We start from the raw sequence: 19,168 nt of genomic DNA, 5'->3' as shown, positions 1-19,168 counted from the left end.
AGCGCGGGCGGATCCGCGCTTACCCTGCGGGGCGGCTCGCGGGCGGCGCATCGGTCGCGCGGTCCGCGGCGTCGGTTTCGGCGCGAGCGCCCGGCGCGAAACCGGCGCGCTAACCGCGCGACTTAAAACCGTTTTAATCGCTCCTCGCTCCAATCGCGCTGTCCGCGCGCGAGCCCGTCCCGACGGTCGGGTCGAACCGGTCGACCCACCGGCGCGCCGGCGGCGACGCCCATGGACGGCTAAGCTGCGACAATGGTTCGCGCTCCATCCCCGTTCAGGCGGGCTGGGCCAAGCTGCGCCGTTTTGTGAACGCCCGTTTTTCCAGGTTTCGGACGGATCGGGCGTTCGTCCCGCACGTCCCCATCGGATAGCCGCACCGCATGACGACGACTTCGACGCCCATCGTCCGCCTGACCGACCTGCGCCTGGACCGCGGCGGCCGCAGCGTGCTGCGCGGGATCAATCTGAGCGTGCCGCGCGGCAGCATCGTCGCCGTGCTCGGCCCTTCGGGCAGCGGCAAGTCCACGCTGCTGTCGGCGCTGACCGGCGAACTCGCGCCGGCCTCGGGCACGGTCGAAGTGTTCGGCCAGCCGGTGCCGCAGAACCAGCGCGAACTGCTGGAACTGCGCAAGGGCATCGGCGTGCTGCTGCAAGGCAACGGCCTGCTGACCGACCTGACCGCGGCCGAGAACGTGGCGCTGCCGCTGCGCGCGCACACCAAATTGCCGAACCCGGTGATCCGCCGGCTGGTGCTGATGAAGCTGCACGCGGTCGGCCTGAGCGCCGCCGCCGACGCGTTCCCGCGCGAGCTCTCCGGCGGCATGGCCCGGCGCGTGGCGCTGGCGCGCGCGCTGGCGCTGGACCCGCCGCTGATGATCTACGACGAACCGCTGACCGGCCTGGACCCGATCGCCTCGGGCGTGGTCATGAGCCTGGTGCGCCGGCTCAACGACACCCTCGGCCTGACCAGCATCGTGGTCACCCACCACGTCCACGAAACCCTGCCGGTGGCCGACCACGCCATCGTCATCGCCAACGGCGGCATCGTCTTCTCCGGCACCCCGGCCGAGCTGGAGCGCAGCGACGACCCGTTGGTGCGCCAGTTCCTGCGCGGCGAGCCCGACGGCCCGATCGGCTTCGACGCCGCGCCGCGCACTTCGGAGGCCGCGTAATGGCGTTGTTCGATGTCGTCCGTTCGCTGGGCCGCGCCGGCCTGTTCTCGCTGTCGGTGTTCCGCGCGTCCAAGCCCACGCCCGACTTTTTCCGCGAGCTGATCCGCGAGATCTACAAGATCGGCGCGCGTTCGCTGCCGATCATCGCCGTTGGCGGCGCGTTCGTGGGCTTGTCGGTGACCCTGCTGGGCTACCGCGCGCTCGACACCTACGGCGCGGCCAATCAGGTCAGCGCGATGCTCGGCCTGGGCCTGTACCGCGAGCTCGGCCCGGTGCTGACCGCGCTGCTGTTCATCGGCCGCGCCGGCAGCTCCATCGCCGCCGAACTGGGCCTGATGCGCGCGACCGACCAGATCACCGCGCTGGGCCTGATGGCGATCGATCCGGTCGGCAAGGCGGTGGCGCCGCGGTTCTGGGCGGCGGTGCTGTGCGTGCCGCTGCTGACCGGCTTCTTCTGCAGTCTGGCGATCAGCGCGAGCTACTTCGAGTCGGTGCACGTGATCGGCCTGGAGCCCGGCATCTTCTGGCAGGTGCTCAAGGACAGCGTGGATTTCTTCGACGACTTCCTCATGGCGTTCGTGAAGTCGGCCGTGTTCGGCGGCACCGCGGCGCTGGTGGCGGCCTACGTGGGCTACCACGCCGAGCCGACCATCGAGGGCACCTCGGTGGCGACGACGCAGGCGGTGGTCAACGCCTCGCTGCTGGTGCTGATGTTCAACTTCGTGATGTCGGCGTTCTTGTTCAAGTAACCGCTGTGTCCTTCTCCCGCCGGCGGGAGAGGGAGCCCCGACGGGGCGGATGAGGGCACGCAAGGCGATCGAGGCCGCGCAACGCGCGCCCTCGCCGCCGTCTCTCTTCCGCCCGCGGGACAGGGCTTCGACGCTTCGCCGTAGCTCCGAACAGACAAACCGTTTCCCCAGCCGCGTTGATCCGCGCGGGCTTTATCCCCAAGGTGGTGCCCATGTCCGTCCGCAGTCCCCGCATCGAATTCGCCGTCGGCGCGTTCCTGCTGCTCGCCCTGGCCTCGCTGCTGGTGTTGGCGATCGCCTCCACCAACGGCAAGTTCGGCTTCGGCCGCGACAATTACGAGGTCACCGCCAAGTTCACCAGCATCGGCGCGCTGCGCCCGAACGCGCCGGTGAAGATCGGCGGCGTCACCGTCGGCCAGGTCGCCGACATTTCGCTGGACCCGAAGAGCTACGCCTCGGTGGTCACCCTGGCCATCGACAAGCGCTACAACAAGCTCTCCGCCGACACCTCGGCCGGCATCTTCACCAGCGGCCTGCTCGGCGAAAGCTATATCGGCCTGACCCCGGGCGGCGACCCGGACGACCTCAAGCCGGGCGACGAGATCTACCTGACCCAGCCGGCCATCGACCTGATCCAGCTGGTCGGCAAGTACATGTTCAGCGGCGGCGGCGCACAAGGCGGTGGCAACGCCGCCGGCGGCGATGCCGCCAAGCCGGCCGCCAACGACGTTCCCGATTACCTCAAGGGCGAGCAAACCGCCCCCTCCAGCGAGAGCAAGCCATGAAGCGCATCCTCACCGCCTCCCTCCTCGCCTGCGCCCTGCTCGCCGGCGTTCCGTCCCTGGCGCTGGCCCAGGCCACCGCCGCGCCGGGCACCGCGCCGGCCGCCGGCACGCCGAGCGCGATGGTGCTGACCAACACCACGCGGATCCTGTCGACCCTGGAATCGCGCCGCGCCGAGTTCAGCAAGAACCGCGCCGCGCTGAGCCAGTTCGTCACCACCGAGTTCAACCAGCTGTTCGACCGCGACTACGCCGCGCGTCTGGTCCTGGGCACCCACGGCCGCGGCGCCGCCGATGCCGACGTGGCCAACTTCGCCGACGCGCTGACCAGCAGCCTGATGCAGCGCTACGGTTCGGCCCTGCTCGACTTCAACACCCGCCTGCAGGTGCGGATCAAGTCGGAAACCCCGCTGCGCGGCGGCGCCATCGTCAAGGTGTCGAGCGAGTTCCTGCGCCAGGGCGGCGAGCCGGTGCCGGTGGACTACCTGCTGCGCAAGAGCGGTTCGCAGTGGAAGGTGTTCGACGTGATGGTGGAAGGCGTCAGCTTCGTGCAGACCTTCCGCAACCAGTTCGACTCGCCGCTGAGCCAGAAGTCGATCGCCCAGGTCGCCGCCGACATCAAGGCCGGCAAGCTGCAGGCGCAGGCGAGCGGCAACAAGTGAGCACCGGCGCGGCCAGCGTGCGGCGCGACGGCGAGACGCTGGCGTTCGCCGGCACGCTCGACCGCGCGGCGGCGGCCGCGCTGTGGCCGCAGGCGCGGCCGCTCGCGCCCGGCGCGCGCCGGTTCGACCTGACCGGCGTGGCCTCGGTCGACAGCGCCGGTTTGGCGCTGTTGGCCGAACTGGCCGCGCAGGCGCCGGGCGTGGCCGTGGTCGGCGAACCGGCCGGTCTGGCGGAGCTGCGCGCGGCGTATCGCCTGGACGAATCGCTCGGTTTCGGGCGCTGAGGACCGCGCCGCCGGATCGCTGTCGCCCATCCCCCATCGTTGCGGTCGCCGACGCCCACGGACGTGGCCTGGCCGCCCCCACCGCTGTCCCGGAAGACTAGACTGCAACCATGCGCCCCCACGCACTCCCTCTCGCGCTGGCCCTGGCCCTGGCCGCGCACACCGTCCCGGCCCTGGCGAACGACGCCGCGCCGGCCCTGCCGGGCGACTCGTCCGCGCTGATGATCGATTCGGCCGCGCTGGCGGCCGCCGCTGCGGCGCACGCCGGCGCCGCCGGGCCGTCCGCGAGCGAAGCCGCGACCGCGCCGGTGCAGACCGATTCGGCGCGCGCGCTGGCCTCGGCCGGCGTCGCGCCGGCCGATGTCGCGGCCGCCGACGCGCCGAGCGCCGAGGCGCAACCGGCGCCCGACGCGCACGCGCTCGACTACGCCGTCGCCCAGGTCGATCCGACCGCCGCGGCCGCGCCGCCGCCGGCCGAACCGGCCGCGACCGACGACCCGCGCACCGACGCCGAACGCGACTTCGACGCGCTCTACGGCAACCCGCAGGCCGAGTACAACCCGGTCGCCGATCCCACCCTGCCGGCGCCGGCCAACGTGCCCGGCGGCTTCGATCCGTGGGAGAAGTACAACCGCAAGATGCACCGCTTCAACAACGCGGTGGACCGCGGCGTGGCCAAGCCGCTGGCGCGCGCCTACACCAAGGTGGTGCCGCGGCCGGTGCGCCTGGGCGTGAGCAACTTCTTCAACAACCTCGGCCAGCCGGTGTCGATGGTCAACGCGCTGCTGCAGGGCAAGCCCAAGCAGGCGGCGCAGTCGCTGGGCCGGTTCGCGCTCAACACCACGCTCGGCATCGGCGGCATCTTCGACCCGGCCACCGCGGCCAAGCTGCCCAACCGCAGCGAGGACTTCGGCCAGACCCTGGGCGTGTGGGGCTGGAAGCGCTCGCGTTACCTGGAACTGCCGTTCTTCGGCCCGCGCACCGTGCGCGACGCCTTCGGCGCGGTCGGCGACGCTCCGCTGAGCCCGCTGCGCCGGATCGAGCGCGACCGCATCCGCATCGGCCTGCAGGGTTTGCAGCTGGTCGACATCCGCGCCCAGCTGTTGCCGCTGGACAACCTGCGCGAAGGCGCCGAGGACGAGTACGCGCTGGTGCGCGATTCGTGGATGCAGCGCCGCGATTACCAGATCTTCGGCGACCGCCTGGAGAAGAACGGCGAGACCCAGCTGCCGGACTACCTGCAGGACGACAGCAACCCGAGCGTGCCGGCGAACGCGATGCCGGTGATGCCGACGGATGGGGCCGGCGTGCGCTGAAGCGTCACGCAGCGCTGGACGAACGAACGGCCCGGATGCGAATCCGGGCCGTTTTGTTTTGAGCCGCCGCGAACCATCGGTTTCCCCCTGTAGGAGCGGCGCAAGCCGCGACCGCGGGGTCGCCCGCTCGCGCCGTAAGCGAGGTTGCGCAGCCGCGGCTCGCGCCGCTCCTACCGGGAATACGCGACAGCGTCAGCTCGGGTCGGGTTCCGGCAAACCCGCCGCGCCTTCGATCGGCCGCGGGCCATCGGGCTCCAACGCAGCCGCGTCGTCATCGACCGCCGGCAAGGCCAGCGGCGCCGAATCGTCTTCGCTCTCGCCCTCGTCTTCATCCAGCGCCGTTTCCACCCGCTTGGCCGGCATCGCCTTGTTCGGCTTGACCCCCAAGTCGCGGAGCATTTCGGCCTGACGGATCGCGTTGCCTTTTCCGCGACCGAGCTTATCGCGCGCGGCTTCCAGCGTCTTGTTGGCGCCATCGAGCTGGCTCGCGGCCTTGTCCAGATCGGCCACGAACGCGGCCAGCTTGTCGTACAACAGCGCGCCGCGCTTGGCGATCTCCTGCGCGTTGCGGCTCTGCGCTTCCTGCCGCCACAGATGCTTGACCGTGCGCAGCACGAACAGCAGCGTCGACGGGCTGACCATCAGCACGTTGCGGTCCCAGCCTTCCATGAACAAACCGCGGTCGTTGGCCACGGCGAGCATGAACGCCGGTTCCACCGGCACGAACATCAGCACGAAGTCGAGCGAGCGCAGGCCGTACAGCTCTTCGTAGCGCTTCTCCGACAGGCCGCGCATGTGTTGGCGCATCGATTCGATGTGGCGCTTGAGCGCGCGCGCGCGGGTGTCCTCGTCCTCGGCGCTGACGAACTGTTCGTAGGCGACCAGCGACATTTTCGCGTCGACGATCATGTGCCGGTCTTCCGGCAGGTGCAGGGTCACGTCCGGGCGGCGCTCGCCGTCCTCGGTGCCGTGGCTTTCCTGCACGTCGTATTCCTCGCCCTTGCGCAGGCCGGCCGACTCCAGCACGCGTTCGAGCACCAGTTCGCCCCAGGCGCCTTGGGTCTTGTTCGAGCCCTTGAGCGCGGTGGTGAGGTTCTTGGCGTCTTCGCTGAGCGATTGGTTGAGCGCCATCAGCTGGCGCACTTGCTCGCCCAGCGCGGTGCGGTCGCGGGTTTCGTTGTCGTAGACGGTTTCCACCCGGGTCTGGAATTCGGCCAGCTTCTGCTGCAGCGGGTCGAGCAACTGCCCCAGGTGGCTGCGGTTCTGCTCGGTGAAGCGGCGGCTCTTCTCTTCCAGGATCTCGTTGGCGAGGTTGCGGAACTGCGCGCTGAGTTCGTCGCGCACCTCGCGCAGCTGGGCGATCTTTTCCTGCGCCTGGCCGCGCTCGGCTTCGAGTTGGGTGGCCATGCGGCCGAGTTCGATCTTGCGCTGGTTGAGCTCGCCGGCCAGCGCGTCGCGCTCGCGTTCGAGCTGTTCGAACTCCATGCGCAGGCGCTGCAAGGCTTGCTGTTCCTTGTCGAGTTCGGCGCCGCTGCGGCCGATGGCTTCGCGCAGCACGCCGCCGTCGCGCACCAGTTGGTGGCGCTGCGCGTCGAGTTCGTCGAGCCGCGCCTGCAGTTCGGGAATGCGCGCGCAGCGCTCGGCCAGTTGGGCGCGCTCGGTGTTGGCCGTGTTGAGCTGGGCGCCGAGTTCGGCGCGCGCGGCCTCCTGCGCGCGCGCGGCGCCGGCGCGGGCCAGCAGCCACGCCAGGACGGCGCCGATCAGCAGCGCGAACGCGATGGAAACGAGGGCGGCGGTCAGGGGCATCGGGTCGCTCGGTCGGAGCCGGTGCGGCGGCGGGCGGAACGGCGAACGCGGGCGCGCGCGGCGCGGCGGCGATCCACGTTCGAGGTGCGGTTATGGGCCATTAGTCTAACCACGTGAGTCTCAGCTTCTGAGATGCGCGGCCGGCGGGCGCGGCTGCAGCGACGCCGCGTCGCTCCAACCGCCGCCGCCCATCCAGGCTTCGACCAGATGCTCGACGAAGGCGCGCGCCTTGGCCGGCACGTAGCGCCGCTCGGGCATGACCGCGTGCACGTCCAGGCCGGGCAGCTCCCAATCCGGCAGCACGCGCACCAGCGCGCCGTCGGCCAGCTCGCGCGCGACCGCGAACTCGGGCACGCGCACGATCCCGGCGCCGGCCAGCGCCGCCGCCTTCAACGCCAGACTGGAATTAGCGTCCAGGCGCGCGCCCAGCGCCACCCGCACCAGCTCGGCGCCGCGGGCGAAGCTCCAGGTGCGGCCGCTCGCCGACAAGGTGAAGTGCAGGCAGTCGTACGCGCCGAGTTCGTCGGGGCGCTGCGGGCGGCCGGCGCGTTCCAGATAAGCCGGTGAGGCGCAGACCACCACCCGGCTGTAGGCGATCGTGCGCGCGACCAAGCTCGAAGCCTCCAATCGACCCAGGCGGATCGCCAGATCGAAACTGCCCTGGACCAGATCGTGCTCGCGGTCGTCGAGCTGCAGGTCCAGATCGACCTGTGGATAACGCGCAAGGAAACCGGCCAGCCACGGCGCCACGTGCAGGGCGCCGAAGGTCATCGGCGCCGACACCCGCAGCCGTCCCTGCGGCGCGGCGTGGGTGCCGGCGACCGCGTCCTCGGCCGCGCGCGCCTCGGCGAAGGCGCTCTGGGCGTGGCGCAGATAGGCCTGCCCGGCTTCGGTCAGGCTGAGCCGGCGCGTGGTCCGGTGCAGCAGCTGGGCGCCGAGCCGGCGTTCCAGCGCCGAGACCTGTTTGCTCACCGCCGCCTTGGACAGCCCCAGCGCGTCGGCGGCGCGGACGAAGCTGCCGAGTTCGGCGACGCGAACGAAGGCGAGCAGGCCGGCGAGGTCGGGCACCGGCAGCTTCTGCAGCAGGATTGTTGACATAGGGAAACAGTTTAGCCACTCCGAGGCCGATTATCCGCGCGCCGGCGACGCCTAATCTGAGCGCGTCCTCACTGCTCCCGCGCCCCGCCGCCATGAACGCCACCGCACTGCGCCTCGTTTTGACCCTGACCGCCGGCAGCCTGGTCGGCGCCATCTTCGTGCTCAGCAAGCTCCTGCTGAGCACCGGGCTGAACCCGTTCATCGTTTCCTTCGTGCAGACCGCCGGCGCCGCCGGGCTGATCCTGGCCGTGCTGCGCGGCCGCGGCCAGCGCCTGCCGCTGGACCCGGCCGCGCTGCGCTTCTACGGCATCGCCGGCCTGATCGCGGTGACCGGCTCGGCCCTGGTCGGCAACTGGGTGCTGGCGCGGATCCCGGCCGGCATCTTCACCGTGGTGGTGACCCTGTCGCCGATGTTCACCTCGCTGTTCAACGCCCTGGTCGAACGCCGCTGGCCGACCCCGACCGCGCTGGCCGGCACCGCGCTGGGCCTGATCGGCGTCCTGCTGGTGCTGGCGCCGCGCGCGCAGTCGGTGGAACCGGAACAGGCGCTGGCGCTGGGCGCGGCCCTGGGCGTGCCGGTGCTGCTGGCGATCGGCAACGTCTACCGCAGCCGCCGCTGGCCGACCGGGCTCAGCGCGCCGATGTCGACCGCCGGCACCATGCTGGTCCAGGCCGTGGCGGTGCTGCCGCTGCTGGCCGGCAGCGAGCTGGAAGGCAGCGCCGCGCGGATCGCCACGGTGTGGCCGCTGCTGCTGGCGATGGTGCTGGTGACCCTGGCCGCCAACGTCGCCGCCGCCGCGCTGCAGCGCATCGCCGACAGCGTCGCCTACAGCCAGCTGGGTTATGTGGTCGCGCTGACCGGCGTGGTCTGGGGCGCGGTGCTGTTCGACGAGCGCCTGGGCTGGAGCTTCCTGCCGGCGGTGGCGCTGGTGTTCGCCGGGGTGGTCCTGGCCAACCGCCGCGTCGTCGCCGCCCCGGCCGCCGCGCCGCGCGCCGCCGTCGTCCCGGCCGTCGCCGTCGCCCGCTGATCCCGCCTCGAGCCATCGCGCCGGCCCGCTGCTGCCGCATCGAGCCATCACGCCGGCCCGCCGATTCCCCGCCGATTCAACCCGCCGGCCCGGTGCGTCGTCCGCATCGGGCCGGCGCTTTTTTGTTAGTGCGATCACAGTCCTGGCATCGGCGGACCGCGACGCCCTTTCGCCGCGCCCGATCGCGGGTATGAAATCGCAGCGAACAGGATGTCCCCGTCGAGCAAGGCCGGCCGCCGCGCCGCGGCAGCCGCACCGGAGCGGCCCGCCCATGAATCCGGATGCACCCCGACTCTTTGCCGACCCGCGCGGCGTCTGGCGCGACGACGGCGCCGGCCGCGTCCACGGCATCCGCTGGCGCGACATCGACGGGATCGACGGCTACGCCATCGACGCCATCGAACGCCGGCTGATCTACGTCGAACTGGGCACCGCCAGCGGCGAACGTCTGGAATTGCGCACCGATTGGCCCGGTTACCCGGACGTCGCCCGGGCCCTCAGCGCGCACCTGCCCGGGCTCGACGTGGACGCGCTGCGCCGGCTCGAACAGGCGCGCCCGGACGACCCGCCGGCGATTCTGTGGTGGCGCGACTGAGGCGGTCGGCTCAGCCGGCCGCCAGCGCCGATCGCTCGCGGATCCGCTGCAAGCGCTCACGGTAGCCGGCCTGGGCCGGAGCCCGTTCCAACGCCGCCAATTGCTCGCGTTCGGCCTTGCGCCAATCGCCGGCCGCCAGCAACAGGCCGGCGTACTGGTGGCGGAACCAGGCGTTGTCCGGCGCCAGAGCGACGGCGCGAGCGATCGCGGCCAACGCCGCCCGCGGCCGGCCGAGCCGCTCGAGCGCCTGCGCGCGATGGCTCAACAGCAAGGGCGTGTCCGCGATTCGCTCCAACGCCTCGTCCTGCACCGCCAGCGCGTCGCTGCAATAACCGGCCACCAGCAGTGCGCTGGAAAAGCGCGCGGCGGCGCCGCTGTAGGAAGGCTCTACCGCGCAAGCCTGGGCCAGCATCCGCTCGCGCTCCGGCGCGGGCACGCCGGCCGCGGCCTCGCCCAGGCGCGACCGTTCCGGATCGCGCGGCAACGACGGCTCCGGTGGCTCCGGCGGGGACCGCGAGGACGGCGGCGCCACCGTCGCCGCGGCCGCAGCGCGCTCCAGCGCCGCCAACTGCTGCGAATACGCGGGATGGCCGGGATGCGACGCCAGCGCGGCGCGCTGATGCCGCAACGCGTCCGGCCACTGCCCCGCGCGGCCGAGCAACTGCGCCAGGTGGTGGGCGAAGAAAGGATTGTGCGGCGCCGCCTCGCGCGCCTGCCGGGCCGCGGCCAGCGCCTCCGCCTCGCGCCCGAGCGCCGCCAGCGCCTGCGCACGATGGCTGGTCAGCGTTGCGAAGAACGCGGGCGAGGCATGACGCAGCGCCTCCTGCTGCACGTCCAACGCCGCCTCGGCGCAGCCGCCGGCCAGCAACAGGGTCGAACGCTTGAGTGCGACGCCGACATGGGTCGGCTCGAGCGCGTGAGCGCGACGCAGCAGCTCCAGGCGCGCCTGCGGCGACAGCGAACGCCCCCGCTCGACCAGTTGCAGGTAGTACGTGGCGGTGTGCTTGCGCTCGCGGCGGTGACGGGCGATGGCGTCCTCGCGCATACGCCACGGCGCGTCCTCGCGCGCCGCGGCGAGCATCGGCTTGAGCACCCGGCCGCCGACACCGTCGTGGCCCATCAGCGGCAGCGGCACCCGCACCGGTTCGCAGTGCGCCGCGATCGCTTCGATATGGCGGACATCCGGCGCGAACCACGGGTCGTACACCAGCACGGGCCGCACCCGCGGCGAGATCGCCGCGACCCGGTCGCGCAGGAACGTCGTACGCCCGGCCTCGGCCGCCCAGCGGGTTTCGAAGCCGACCTTGGCGCGGTCGATGGAGAACTGCGGCGCGACCGCGAACGCGATGCGCGCGCGCAGGTCGTTGGCGAAGTTGAGCGCGGCGTAGCCTCCCATGCTGCTGCCGTAGGTCACGACCCGCGGATAACGCCGGGCGATGCCGGCGGCGCGCTCCACCGCCTCCTGCGCACCGTCGGACTGGTACCAGTCGTCATCGGCCGAGATCACATGCAAGGCCGGCCATCGCTGGGATTCGCACAATTTTTCCGCCCACCCCAGCGCGTCCAGGTTCGGCCGCCCCGACCAGGGCGCGAACGAAACCACCAGGCAGGGCGCGTCGACGTCGAGCGAGTTGGCGCGCAGGCACGCCGACCGGTTGCGGAACAGTTCGGCCATCGCGGGCGGCTCGGCGGACAAGCGAGGCCGCGAGTGTGATCCACGGCCGCGGCGCTGCCAACGCCGCAGCCGCCAAATTCAGACGCGTCCTAGTCCAGCACGCGGCAGAACACCGCCTTGAGGTAACGCGACTCCGGCACCTGCGCCAGCCACGGGTGGTCGGCGCCGGCGCCGGCCACGCGCAGCACCTGCACGGTGCGGCCGGCGTAGAACGCGGCGCGGCGCAGCATGTCGAGGAACTGGTCTTCGCTGACCAAGCCGGTGCACGAGAAGGTCGCGAACAAACCGCCCGGCTTGACCACGCTCAGCGCCAGCTTGTTCATGTCCAGGTACTTCTTCAGCGCCGGAATCACCTGCTCGCGGTCGCGGGTCATCTTGGCCGGGTCGAGGATGACCACGTCGAAGCGCTCGCCGGCGTTCCCCATGTCGCGCAGGTACGGGAAGATGTCGGCCTGGACGAATTTCACGTTCGCGCCGTTGAGCTTGGCGTTGCCCTTGGCGATGTTGATCACGTCGGCGTCGATGTCCACGCCGATCACTTCCTCGGCGCCGCGCGCCTTGGCGTAGACGCCGAAACCGCCGGTGTTGCAGCACAGATCGAGCACGCGCTTGCCGGCGACCTGCTGCGACAGCCACTCGCGGTTTTCGCGCTGGTCGGCGAAGAAACCGGTCTTGTGCGCGCCGGCCGGGTCGGCGCGGAACTTGATGCCGTATTCGGTGATGATCGCCGGCGGCACCGCTTCGGTGCCGCGGAAATCGAAGCTTTCCTGCTTCTGCACGTGCTCGTCGGCGAAGGCGTAGAAGCGGCAGCCGGGGAACTGCGCGCGCAGCGCGTCGTAGATCCATTCGCGGTGGCGGAACGCGCCGGCGCTGAAGTACTCGACCACGAGCAGATCGCCGTAACGGTCGACGACCAGGCCGCTGATGCCGTCGCCTTCGCTGTGGACCACGCGCCAGGCGTCGCTGATCTGATCGAGCTTGAGCACGTCGCGGCGCAGCGACACGGCCGCGGCGATCTTGCGCGCGAACCAGTCGGCGTCGACCGTCACATCGGGATCGTTCTCGAGCATGCGCAGGGCGATGCGCGAATGGCCGTTGTAGAAGCCGCGGCCGATCCACACGCCGTCCACGCCGATCACATCGACGATGCTGCCCGGCTTGGGGCGCTGGGTGGGCTTGTCGACCAGGCGCTGGAAGATCCAGGGGTGGGTGGATTTCCAGGCGTTCTTGAGGCGTACGGTGGGGAGTTCGGTAGTCATCGCGCCATTCTACCGGGCCGGGCGCCCCGGCCCGGAACGCGACCGACCGCCCGATCCCGCCGGCGGGACAAAGAAGCCCAGACGGGGCGGCTTGTTTTGCCGCCGGCCGGTGCCAATCTCGTGTGCATGCACCTGCCCACCGACGCCCCGATCCCCGACACCCCGGCGCAACGCAAGGCCGACCGCACACGGCTGGTCCGGGCCCTCAACGCCAGCCTGGCCTTCGTGCTGGTGCTGGCGGCGGTGTTCGCCGCTCAGGGCGGGTTCGACCTCCGCCCGTTCACGGTCCAGCCCTGGTCGGCCGAGGGCCTGCTGGGCCTGCTGACCGCGCCGCTGCTGCACGGCTCGATCGAGCATCTGGCCGCGAACGCGACCTCGTTGCTGCTGCTGGGCACCCTGGCCGGCGCGGTCTACCCCAAGGCCACCGTGCGCGCGCTGCCGCTGGTGTGGCTGGGCTCGGGCCTGGGCGCGTGGCTGCTCGGCGAGCCCGGCAGCCATCATCTGGGCGCCAGCGGCGTCACCCACGGCCTGATGTTCCTGGTCATGACCCTGGGCCTGCTGCGCCGCGACCGGCCGTCGATCGCCGCGGCGATGATCGCCTTCCTGCTGTACGGCGGCATGTTGCTGACGGTGTTGCCGCGCGAAGTCGGGGTGTCCTGGCAGTCCCACCTGGGCGGCGCGGTCGCCGGCGTGGCCGCGGCGTTCGCGTTCCGCCTCAAGGACCCGCTGCCGCCGCGCAAGCGCTACAGCTGGGAAGACGAAGAGGACGCCGAACTGGTGCCGCTCAACGACGAACTGGAACCGCCGAGCCCGCGCAACGTGCCGGTGCTGTGGAACCGGCCGGAGCCGCGGGATGTGCAGGCGGGGGTGGTGTTGCGGTTTCCGCCGCGCGACGACAACCCGCCGCATTGATCCGGCGCATCGCAATGCGGACCGGCTAGACTGCCGCCACGCGTTCTTCTCGGCCCGACCGGGCCCTCGCTCCATGTCCGAACTCTCCGATCTGCGCACCGGTATCCGCGTGCCGGAATACGGCGTCGTGGTTCCTTGGAAATGCACGCCGGCGCAACTCTACGACGCGATTCCGCGCCGCCGCTTCGAGGCCTGCGCGCACGGCGACACCCTGTTGACGTTCACGTTGCTCGGGTATCGCGCCGCTTACTGGTTCAACTTCGTCGCTGAGACCGACACGCTGCGGGAAGTGCAGCTTTATCGCTGGCGGCCGAATCGGCGGGCGATCCGGCCCGAATACCGGCGCAGCGCCGCCGCATTGCGCTCTGCGTTGGGCGCCGGCGAGGTCCGGGAGGTCGGCGATGGACAACTGTGGCGCCGCGAGGGGGTGACTGTCCGCAACGATGCCGGACCGGGGCGGCGGCGCGGGGATCTGCGGTGGGGGTATCGGCATGTGCTTTCGGTCGATGTCTTTCATGCGTCGGCTTTCGCGCTTTCCCATCAGGGTTTCTGCGAAAACCTCGGTTCGAGCGAGGCGACGAAGCTTCGCTGAGCCTATTACAGGCCTCGCATCCTTCAGTCCGTCCTTCCTGCTAAAGCCGAAGGCCATTTTTGCTGTTGCTGTTGCCGTTGTCCTTCGCTTTGACGTATCCCCACGTAAAGCACACGCCGCGCAGCCCCGGAGGGCGCGCGCATGGATGCGCGCGTGCGCCGTAGGGGCATGGATGCCCCTTACGGCGCAGCCCCGCGTCGGGTGCTGGACCTAGTGGCTCTTGATTCGAAAACAAGGAAAGCGCCTTTCTTTGGTTACTTTCTTTGGCAAGGCAAAGAAAGTAACTCGGCCGCTTGCGGACGAAAGCTTTAAGCGTTTGATCTTCGCTTGTCGTCGTGCGCTCTTGCGAGCGGGAGCGGAAGCAACATCAAAATGGATTCCGGCTTTCGCCGGAATGACGGAGTGTGAGCTGCGCTTCTCGCAGGTGGCGGTAGCGGACACCCTACCCACCGTCATTCCGGCGAAAGCCGGAACCCATTTTGACTTTGCTGTGGGTTCGCTCTCAACGCAACAACGAGTGAGGACAAGCGACAATCCAGAGCGTTCCGTCCGCAAGCGGCCGGGTCACTTTCTTTGTCTTGCCAAAGAAAGTAACCAAAGAAAGGCGCTTTCCTTGTTTTCGAATCAAGAGCCACTAGGGCTCAAAGGGGCGCGGGGCCGCGCCATAAGGGTCATCCTGACCCATGGCGCGCGTGCGCATCCATGCGCACGCCCTCCGGGGCTTTGGAACGTGTGCTTTGCTTGGGGATGCGTCAAAACGAACAGCAACAGCAACGATTGTTGCTGTCGTGTTGATAGGCAGGGCTCACCGTCGTTGCGTTTTCGCGGTCGCAGCTTGCGCAGCTCCTACAGCGTCTTCGGCCGGTTCGTATCCGACTGTAGGAGCTGCGCAAGCTGCGACCGCGACATTACGGCTACCGCGAACGCCGCATCGCAGCCACTCACCCACACCCTCGACCCGCACCGACACAAAGCGACGGGGCAACCCACGGCATTTGCGCGCGCCGCCGCCGCCCCGCATCCTCGGCGCCTTCCCGCCACGAACCGGCCATCCGCCATGACCGCTCCTCGCCCGTTGCGCGCGCTCGCCGTCGCCGTCCTGCTGACCGCGGCGCCCTCGGTGTTCGCGACCGAAACCGCGCCCATCGACCCCGCCACCCGCGCCGCCATCGAAGCCACCTGCTTCGATTACGTCGACGGCCAGCTCGAAGGCGATCCCGCGCGCGTCGCCCGCGCGCTGCATCCGGATCTGGCCAAGCGCCGCGTGCTCGGCGAAACCGCCGACGAGAAGCTCGGGCTGCGCCGGATGAGCAAGGAGGAGTTGGTCGAACTGACCCGCCAAGGCGCGTTGAAGACGCCGAAGGAGCGATGGGACCGCAGCTGCGCGGCGCTCGACGTCGCCGGCAACGTCGCGGTCGCGCGCGCGGAAACGCCGTGGTTCGTCGACTTCTTCCACCTCGGCAAATTCGGCGAGCGCTGGGTCATCGTCAACGCGCTGTGGTACGCCAAACCCAAGCCGGTCAAACCGTAAACGCCGCGCGGTCGGCGGTTCGCGCGCGGCGCGCTGCCGCCGGGCGGCGTCCCGCGCTACAGTGGGCCGCGTCCACGGACCGGGACCGCGGCCTTCGGCCGTCCCGTCGTCGTGGCCTCCCCTTCCGACCGGAGCCCGCCATGCACCGTCTCTGCGTTTGCCTCGCCGCGTTGTCGATCGCCGCCGTTCCGCTGCTGGCGCAGGCCAAGAGCGCCTGCCATATCCAAGGGCAAGTCGGCGGCATGGTCATCGACGAGTGCACCGAAACCGATCAGAACGTTCCCGACGATCAGCTCAAGCAGCAGTGCAACGGCAAGGTGCCGGGGCTGGCCGAAGTCGGCGGCCACGCCGATGCGCGCGTGGTCGCGGCCTGCCCGAGCGGCGCCAGCGGCGTGTGCGAGGGGCCGATGGGCGCGCCGGCGCGGATCTATTACTACAAGCGCTCGGCCGAGGCGCTGACGATGGTGCGCAACGCCTGCGAGGCGCAACGCGGCAAGTGGGTCGCGCCTTGAGCCTGGGCCGGCGCGGCGCGGTCGCCGCGGCGCTGGCGGCGGCGACCCTGGCGATGCCGGCGGCGCGGGCCGACACGCCGTCGTTCGACCGCCCCGGCATCGCGTTCTCCACCGGCACCTTGCCCCGCGGCAGCTTCGCCTGGGAACAAGGGCTGCCGGATTTCCAACGCGACCGCAGCGGCGGCGTGCGCAGCCTCAGCTACAGCGCCGGCACCAACCTGCGCCTGGGCCTGACCGACACCGTGGAATTGCAGCTGTCGGCCTCGCCCTACAACTATCTGCGCGAAAGCGGCCACGGCGCGCGCCGCAGCGCGCACGGCGGCGGCGACGCCTCGCTGGCGATCAAGCTGGCGCTGCCGTCGGCGCACGACAAGTTCAGCTGGGCGCTGCTCGGCAGCGCCACCGTCGCCACCGGCGCGAGCGACTTCAGCGACGGCCGCGACCGCTACGCGCTCGGCGCGGCGGCGGCGTACGACTTCAGCGACGCGGTCTCCGGCTCGCTGTACCTCAACGTCGAACGCAGCGGCGGCATTGATGCCTGGACCTTTTCGCCGAGCCTGAGCCGCGCCTTCAGCGCGCGCTGGAGCGGTTACGTCGAAGCCGGCTGGACCCGCGCCGCGCACGCGCCCGACACCGGCGTGGCCGGGTTCGGCGCGATCTTCATGGCCACCCCGCGCATCCAGCTCGACGCCTCGCTCGACGCGGGCTTGAACGACGCCAGCCCGGATTGGCAAGGCGGCGTCGGCGTGTCGTTCTTCTTCGACTGATCGCCGCCGTTTCGTTCCGCAGGAGCTTCGCGCATGGAAGACAATCTCTACGCCCCGCCCGCCAGCAACGTCGTCGAGCCCGCGCCGAGCGCGGCCGGCGCGGCGTTCTACGTGGTCGCGCCGTACAAGTTCTGCCTGCTGTTCTTCGCCACCCTCGGCCTGTACCAGTTGTATTGGTTCTACATGCAGTGGGCGCGCTACCGCCGCCACAGCGGCGAAACCTTGTGGGCGGTGCCGCGCACGATCTTCGCGATCTTCTACACCCACGCGCTGGCCGGCCGCATCGACGCGGTGCTGCGCGAACGCGGCGAACGCTACGACTGGTCGCCCGGCGGCGTGGCGACGTTGTACGTGCTCGCGCAGATCGCCAGCACCTTGTTCGACCGCTTCACCGCGCGCATGGATTCGGCCGCGGTCGATCTGGTCAGCCTCGCGATGCTGATACCGATCGGCCTGAGCCTGCTGCGCCTGCAACAAGCCGCCAATCTCGCCAGCGGCGACGCGCGCGGCGATTCCAATCGCGGCTTCAGCGCGGCCAATTACGTGTGGACGATTCTCGGCGCGCTGCTGTGGCTGGTCATGCTGATCGGATTGATGGACGCGTATCCCGCCGGCTGAGCCGCGCCGCGGCGACGGCGAATCCGCAGGCGCGGGCGTGGCGCCGTCCGCGCGCCGGTGCTAGCGTCGCCGGCAGTGCGCGCGCCGCGCGCCGCCGTCGGAGGCCTGATGCACCGTCTTGCCCGCCCGTTCGTCCGCCGTAGCCTCGCTCTGTGTTGTTGCGCCGCGTTCGCCCTGGCCGCTTGCCAGCGCGCCGCGCCGACGGCGAGCGCGCCGTCTTCGCCCGCCGCCGACAGCGAGGCCGCGCAGGCGCGGCGGATCGAAGCCGACGTGCGCTTCCTCGCCGACGATCTGCTGGAAGGCCGCGAAACCGCGACCCGCGGCTACGATCTGGCCGCGCTGTACGCGGCCCAGCGCCTGCAAGCCATCGGCGCCGAACCGGCCGGCGACGACGGCACTTACTTCCAGGCCGTGCCGCTGCTGCGCGCGCAGCGCATCGACGGCGGCGGCGGGTTCCGCATCGACCGCGCCACCGGCTCGGTGTCGCTGAAGTTCCGCGACGAATTCCTGCCGCAGTTGAATTTCGCCAGCGGCGAGAACGAGGTCACCGCGCCGGCCGCGTTCGTCGGTCAGGCGGTGTTCGCGCCGGAACTCGAACACGACGATTTCGCCGGCATCGACCTGCACGGCAAGATCGCGGTGTTCTTCGCCGGCGCGCCCAAGCGCTTCGATCACGACCGGCGCGCGTTCTACAGCTCCTATCTGGAAAAGCTCGCCGCGGTCGCGCAGCGCGGCGCGGTCGGCGCGGTGGTCGTCGCCACCGAGGACGAGGAGAAACGCAATCCGTGGGCGCGCGGCGCGCTGCAGTGGGAGAAGCCCGGCATGCGCCTGCGCGGCAGCGACGGCCGCGCGATCGACACCTTCCCGCAGTTGCGCGTGGTCGCGCAGGTCTCGGCCGCGCGCGCCGCGGCCGTGCTCGACGCCGGCGACCGCAGCGCGCCCGGACTGTTCCGTCAGGCCCGCGAGGGCACGCTGCGCGGTTACGACTTGCCGGGCACGCTGAGTTTGTCGTCGCGCAACCGCATCGAACCGGCGCAATCGCGCAACGTGGTCGGGCGCTTGCCCGGGCAAGACGCGGCGCTGCGCGCCGAGCACGTCGTGTTCACCGCGCATCTCGATCACCTCGGCATCGGCGCGCCGGTCAAGGGCGATGCGATCTACAACGGCGCGCTCGACAACGCCCTGGGCGTGGCGGTGATGCTGGAAGCGGCGCAGCAACTCGCCCGCGAGACCGCGCCGCGCAAGCGCTCGCTGCTGTTCGTGGCGCTGACCGGCGAGGAAAAAGGCCTGCTCGGCGCGCACTGGTTCGCCAGCCATCCGAGCCCCGCCGGCGCCGCGCTGGTGGCCAACGTCAACATGGACATGCCGGTGCTGCTGGCGCCGACCACCGACGCGATTCCCATCGGCGTCGAACACTCCAGCCTGCAAGCGGTGCTGCAGCGCGCGGCCGAACAGACCGGGGTGACGCTGTCGCCGGATCCGATCCCCGAGGAGAGCATCTTCATCCGCAGCGACCAGTACGCCTTCATCCGCAACGGCGTGCCGGCGGTGTATCTGATCGGCGGCCTATCCGGCAGCGAGGCGGCCAAGGAGCAGCTCGGCAAGTTCCTGCGCGGCGAGTACCACCAACCCGGCGACGATGTCTCGCAGCCGATCCAGTACGCCGACGCGGCGCGGCTGGCGCGGCTCAACGCGCGCATCGGCGAGGCCATCGCCGATGCGCCGCAGCGGCCGGCCTGGAACCGGGGCGACTTCTTCGCCGAGAAGTTCGGCAAGGCGGCCAAGCCGTAAGCGCGCCGCGCGCATCCGC

General features: G+C 70.7%; 19 protein-coding genes. 15 read left to right on the top strand and 4 right to left on the bottom strand.

Annotated elements, in window-relative coordinates:
• The first annotated feature begins 380 nt into the window (after positions 1 to 380).
• The 6 genes from J5226_RS04975 (at position 381) to J5226_RS04950 (ending at position 4,965) form a co-directional block, all read left to right on the top strand.
• Entirely contained in the window at positions 381 to 1,172 is a 792-nt protein-coding gene (locus J5226_RS04975; protein ID WP_215838756.1) for an ABC transporter ATP-binding protein, read from the top strand.
• Complete coding sequence (locus tag J5226_RS04970) at positions 1,172 to 1,921, top strand: MlaE family lipid ABC transporter permease subunit (RefSeq protein WP_215838755.1); 750 nt, start codon at positions 1,172 to 1,174, stop codon at positions 1,919 to 1,921. Before J5226_RS04975 ends, J5226_RS04970 begins: the two co-directional genes overlap by 1 nt.
• Before the next feature lie 212 nt (positions 1,922 to 2,133).
• Positions 2,134 to 2,706: an outer membrane lipid asymmetry maintenance protein MlaD gene (gene mlaD, locus J5226_RS04965; RefSeq protein WP_215838754.1), complete on the top strand. Its 573-nt coding sequence runs from the start codon at positions 2,134 to 2,136 to the stop codon at positions 2,704 to 2,706.
• Positions 2,703 to 3,365: an ABC transporter substrate-binding protein gene (locus tag J5226_RS04960; protein WP_215838753.1), complete on the top strand. Its 663-nt coding sequence runs from the start codon at positions 2,703 to 2,705 to the stop codon at positions 3,363 to 3,365. The genes mlaD and J5226_RS04960 overlap by 4 nt, the downstream gene beginning before the upstream one ends.
• Positions 3,362 to 3,649 (top strand): STAS domain-containing protein, encoded by a 288-nt coding sequence (locus J5226_RS04955; RefSeq protein WP_255322995.1) that lies wholly within the window; start codon positions 3,362 to 3,364, stop codon positions 3,647 to 3,649. Before J5226_RS04960 ends, J5226_RS04955 begins: the two co-directional genes overlap by 4 nt.
• 221 nt (positions 3,650 to 3,870) lie before the next feature.
• Positions 3,871 to 4,965 carry a VacJ family lipoprotein gene (locus tag J5226_RS04950; RefSeq protein ID WP_215840318.1) on the top strand — a complete coding sequence of 365 codons (1,095 nt, stop codon included), beginning with the start codon at positions 3,871 to 3,873 and terminating at the stop codon, positions 4,963 to 4,965.
• A 192-nt stretch (positions 4,966 to 5,157) separates the two neighbouring features.
• On the opposite strand, the gene rmuC is transcribed toward J5226_RS04950, so the two are convergent.
• Complete coding sequence (gene rmuC, locus J5226_RS04945; protein ID WP_215838752.1) at positions 5,158 to 6,771, bottom strand: DNA recombination protein RmuC; 1,614 nt, start codon at positions 6,769 to 6,771, stop codon at positions 5,158 to 5,160.
• Positions 6,772 to 6,891: 120 nt separating this feature from the next.
• Complete coding sequence (locus J5226_RS04940) at positions 6,892 to 7,869, bottom strand: LysR family transcriptional regulator (RefSeq protein WP_215838751.1); 978 nt, start codon at positions 7,867 to 7,869, stop codon at positions 6,892 to 6,894.
• 92 nt (positions 7,870 to 7,961) lie between these two features.
• Between J5226_RS04940 and J5226_RS04935 the strand changes: the two genes are divergently transcribed.
• Positions 7,962 to 8,897: a DMT family transporter gene (locus J5226_RS04935; RefSeq protein WP_215838750.1), complete on the top strand. Its 936-nt coding sequence runs from the start codon at positions 7,962 to 7,964 to the stop codon at positions 8,895 to 8,897.
• 271 nt (positions 8,898 to 9,168) lie between these two features.
• Positions 9,169 to 9,492 (top strand): hypothetical protein, encoded by a 324-nt coding sequence (locus tag J5226_RS04930; protein ID WP_215838749.1) that lies wholly within the window; start codon positions 9,169 to 9,171, stop codon positions 9,490 to 9,492.
• 10 nt (positions 9,493 to 9,502) lie between these two features.
• Here J5226_RS04930 and J5226_RS04925 read toward each other — a convergent pair whose 3' ends face one another.
• Together J5226_RS04925 and J5226_RS04920 are read right to left on the bottom strand one after the other, a co-directional pair.
• Positions 9,503 to 11,167 carry a hypothetical protein gene (locus J5226_RS04925; RefSeq protein WP_215838748.1) on the bottom strand — a complete coding sequence of 555 codons (1,665 nt, stop codon included), beginning with the start codon at positions 11,165 to 11,167 and terminating at the stop codon, positions 9,503 to 9,505.
• Between the two features lie 89 nt (positions 11,168 to 11,256).
• A complete protein-coding gene (locus J5226_RS04920; RefSeq protein WP_215838747.1) occupies positions 11,257 to 12,426 on the bottom strand; it encodes a class I SAM-dependent rRNA methyltransferase in 1,170 nt (389 codons plus the stop codon).
• A gap of 126 nt (positions 12,427 to 12,552) precedes the next feature.
• Here J5226_RS04920 and J5226_RS04915 point away from each other — a divergent pair, with 126 nt between their 5' ends.
• The 7 genes from J5226_RS04915 (at position 12,553) to J5226_RS04885 (ending at position 19,149) form a co-directional block, all read left to right on the top strand.
• Positions 12,553 to 13,338, top strand: coding sequence for a rhomboid family intramembrane serine protease (locus J5226_RS04915; RefSeq protein WP_215838746.1), 786 nt, complete (start codon positions 12,553 to 12,555; stop codon positions 13,336 to 13,338).
• A 73-nt stretch (positions 13,339 to 13,411) separates the two neighbouring features.
• The gene (locus J5226_RS04910; protein ID WP_215838745.1) at positions 13,412 to 13,930 is read left to right on the top strand and encodes a hypothetical protein; all 519 of its coding nucleotides are present in this window, start codon (positions 13,412 to 13,414) and stop codon (positions 13,928 to 13,930) included.
• Between the two features lie 1,057 nt (positions 13,931 to 14,987).
• Positions 14,988 to 15,461 (top strand): nuclear transport factor 2 family protein, encoded by a 474-nt coding sequence (locus tag J5226_RS04905; protein WP_215838744.1) that lies wholly within the window; start codon positions 14,988 to 14,990, stop codon positions 15,459 to 15,461.
• Positions 15,462 to 15,601: 140 nt separating this feature from the next.
• A complete protein-coding gene (locus tag J5226_RS04900; protein WP_215838743.1) occupies positions 15,602 to 15,973 on the top strand; it encodes a hypothetical protein in 372 nt (123 codons plus the stop codon).
• Positions 15,970 to 16,740: a transporter gene (locus J5226_RS04895; protein ID WP_215838742.1), complete on the top strand. Its 771-nt coding sequence runs from the start codon at positions 15,970 to 15,972 to the stop codon at positions 16,738 to 16,740. The genes J5226_RS04900 and J5226_RS04895 overlap by 4 nt, the downstream gene beginning before the upstream one ends.
• 33 nt (positions 16,741 to 16,773) lie before the next feature.
• Positions 16,774 to 17,358 carry a hypothetical protein gene (locus tag J5226_RS04890; protein WP_215838741.1) on the top strand — a complete coding sequence of 195 codons (585 nt, stop codon included), beginning with the start codon at positions 16,774 to 16,776 and terminating at the stop codon, positions 17,356 to 17,358.
• Positions 17,359 to 17,466: 108 nt separating this feature from the next.
• On the top strand, positions 17,467 to 19,149 hold the full coding sequence (locus J5226_RS04885) for a M20/M25/M40 family metallo-hydrolase (protein WP_215838740.1): 1,683 nt from the start codon (positions 17,467 to 17,469) through the stop codon (positions 19,147 to 19,149).
• The last annotated feature ends 19 nt before the right edge of the window (positions 19,150 to 19,168 follow it).

Source organism: Lysobacter sp. K5869 (genome assembly GCF_018847975.1).
Classification (GTDB): Bacteria; Pseudomonadota; Gammaproteobacteria; order Xanthomonadales; family Xanthomonadaceae; genus Lysobacter.
The sequence above is the reverse complement of the archived record's forward strand: the minus strand, read 5'-3'. Positions and strand labels throughout refer to the sequence as shown.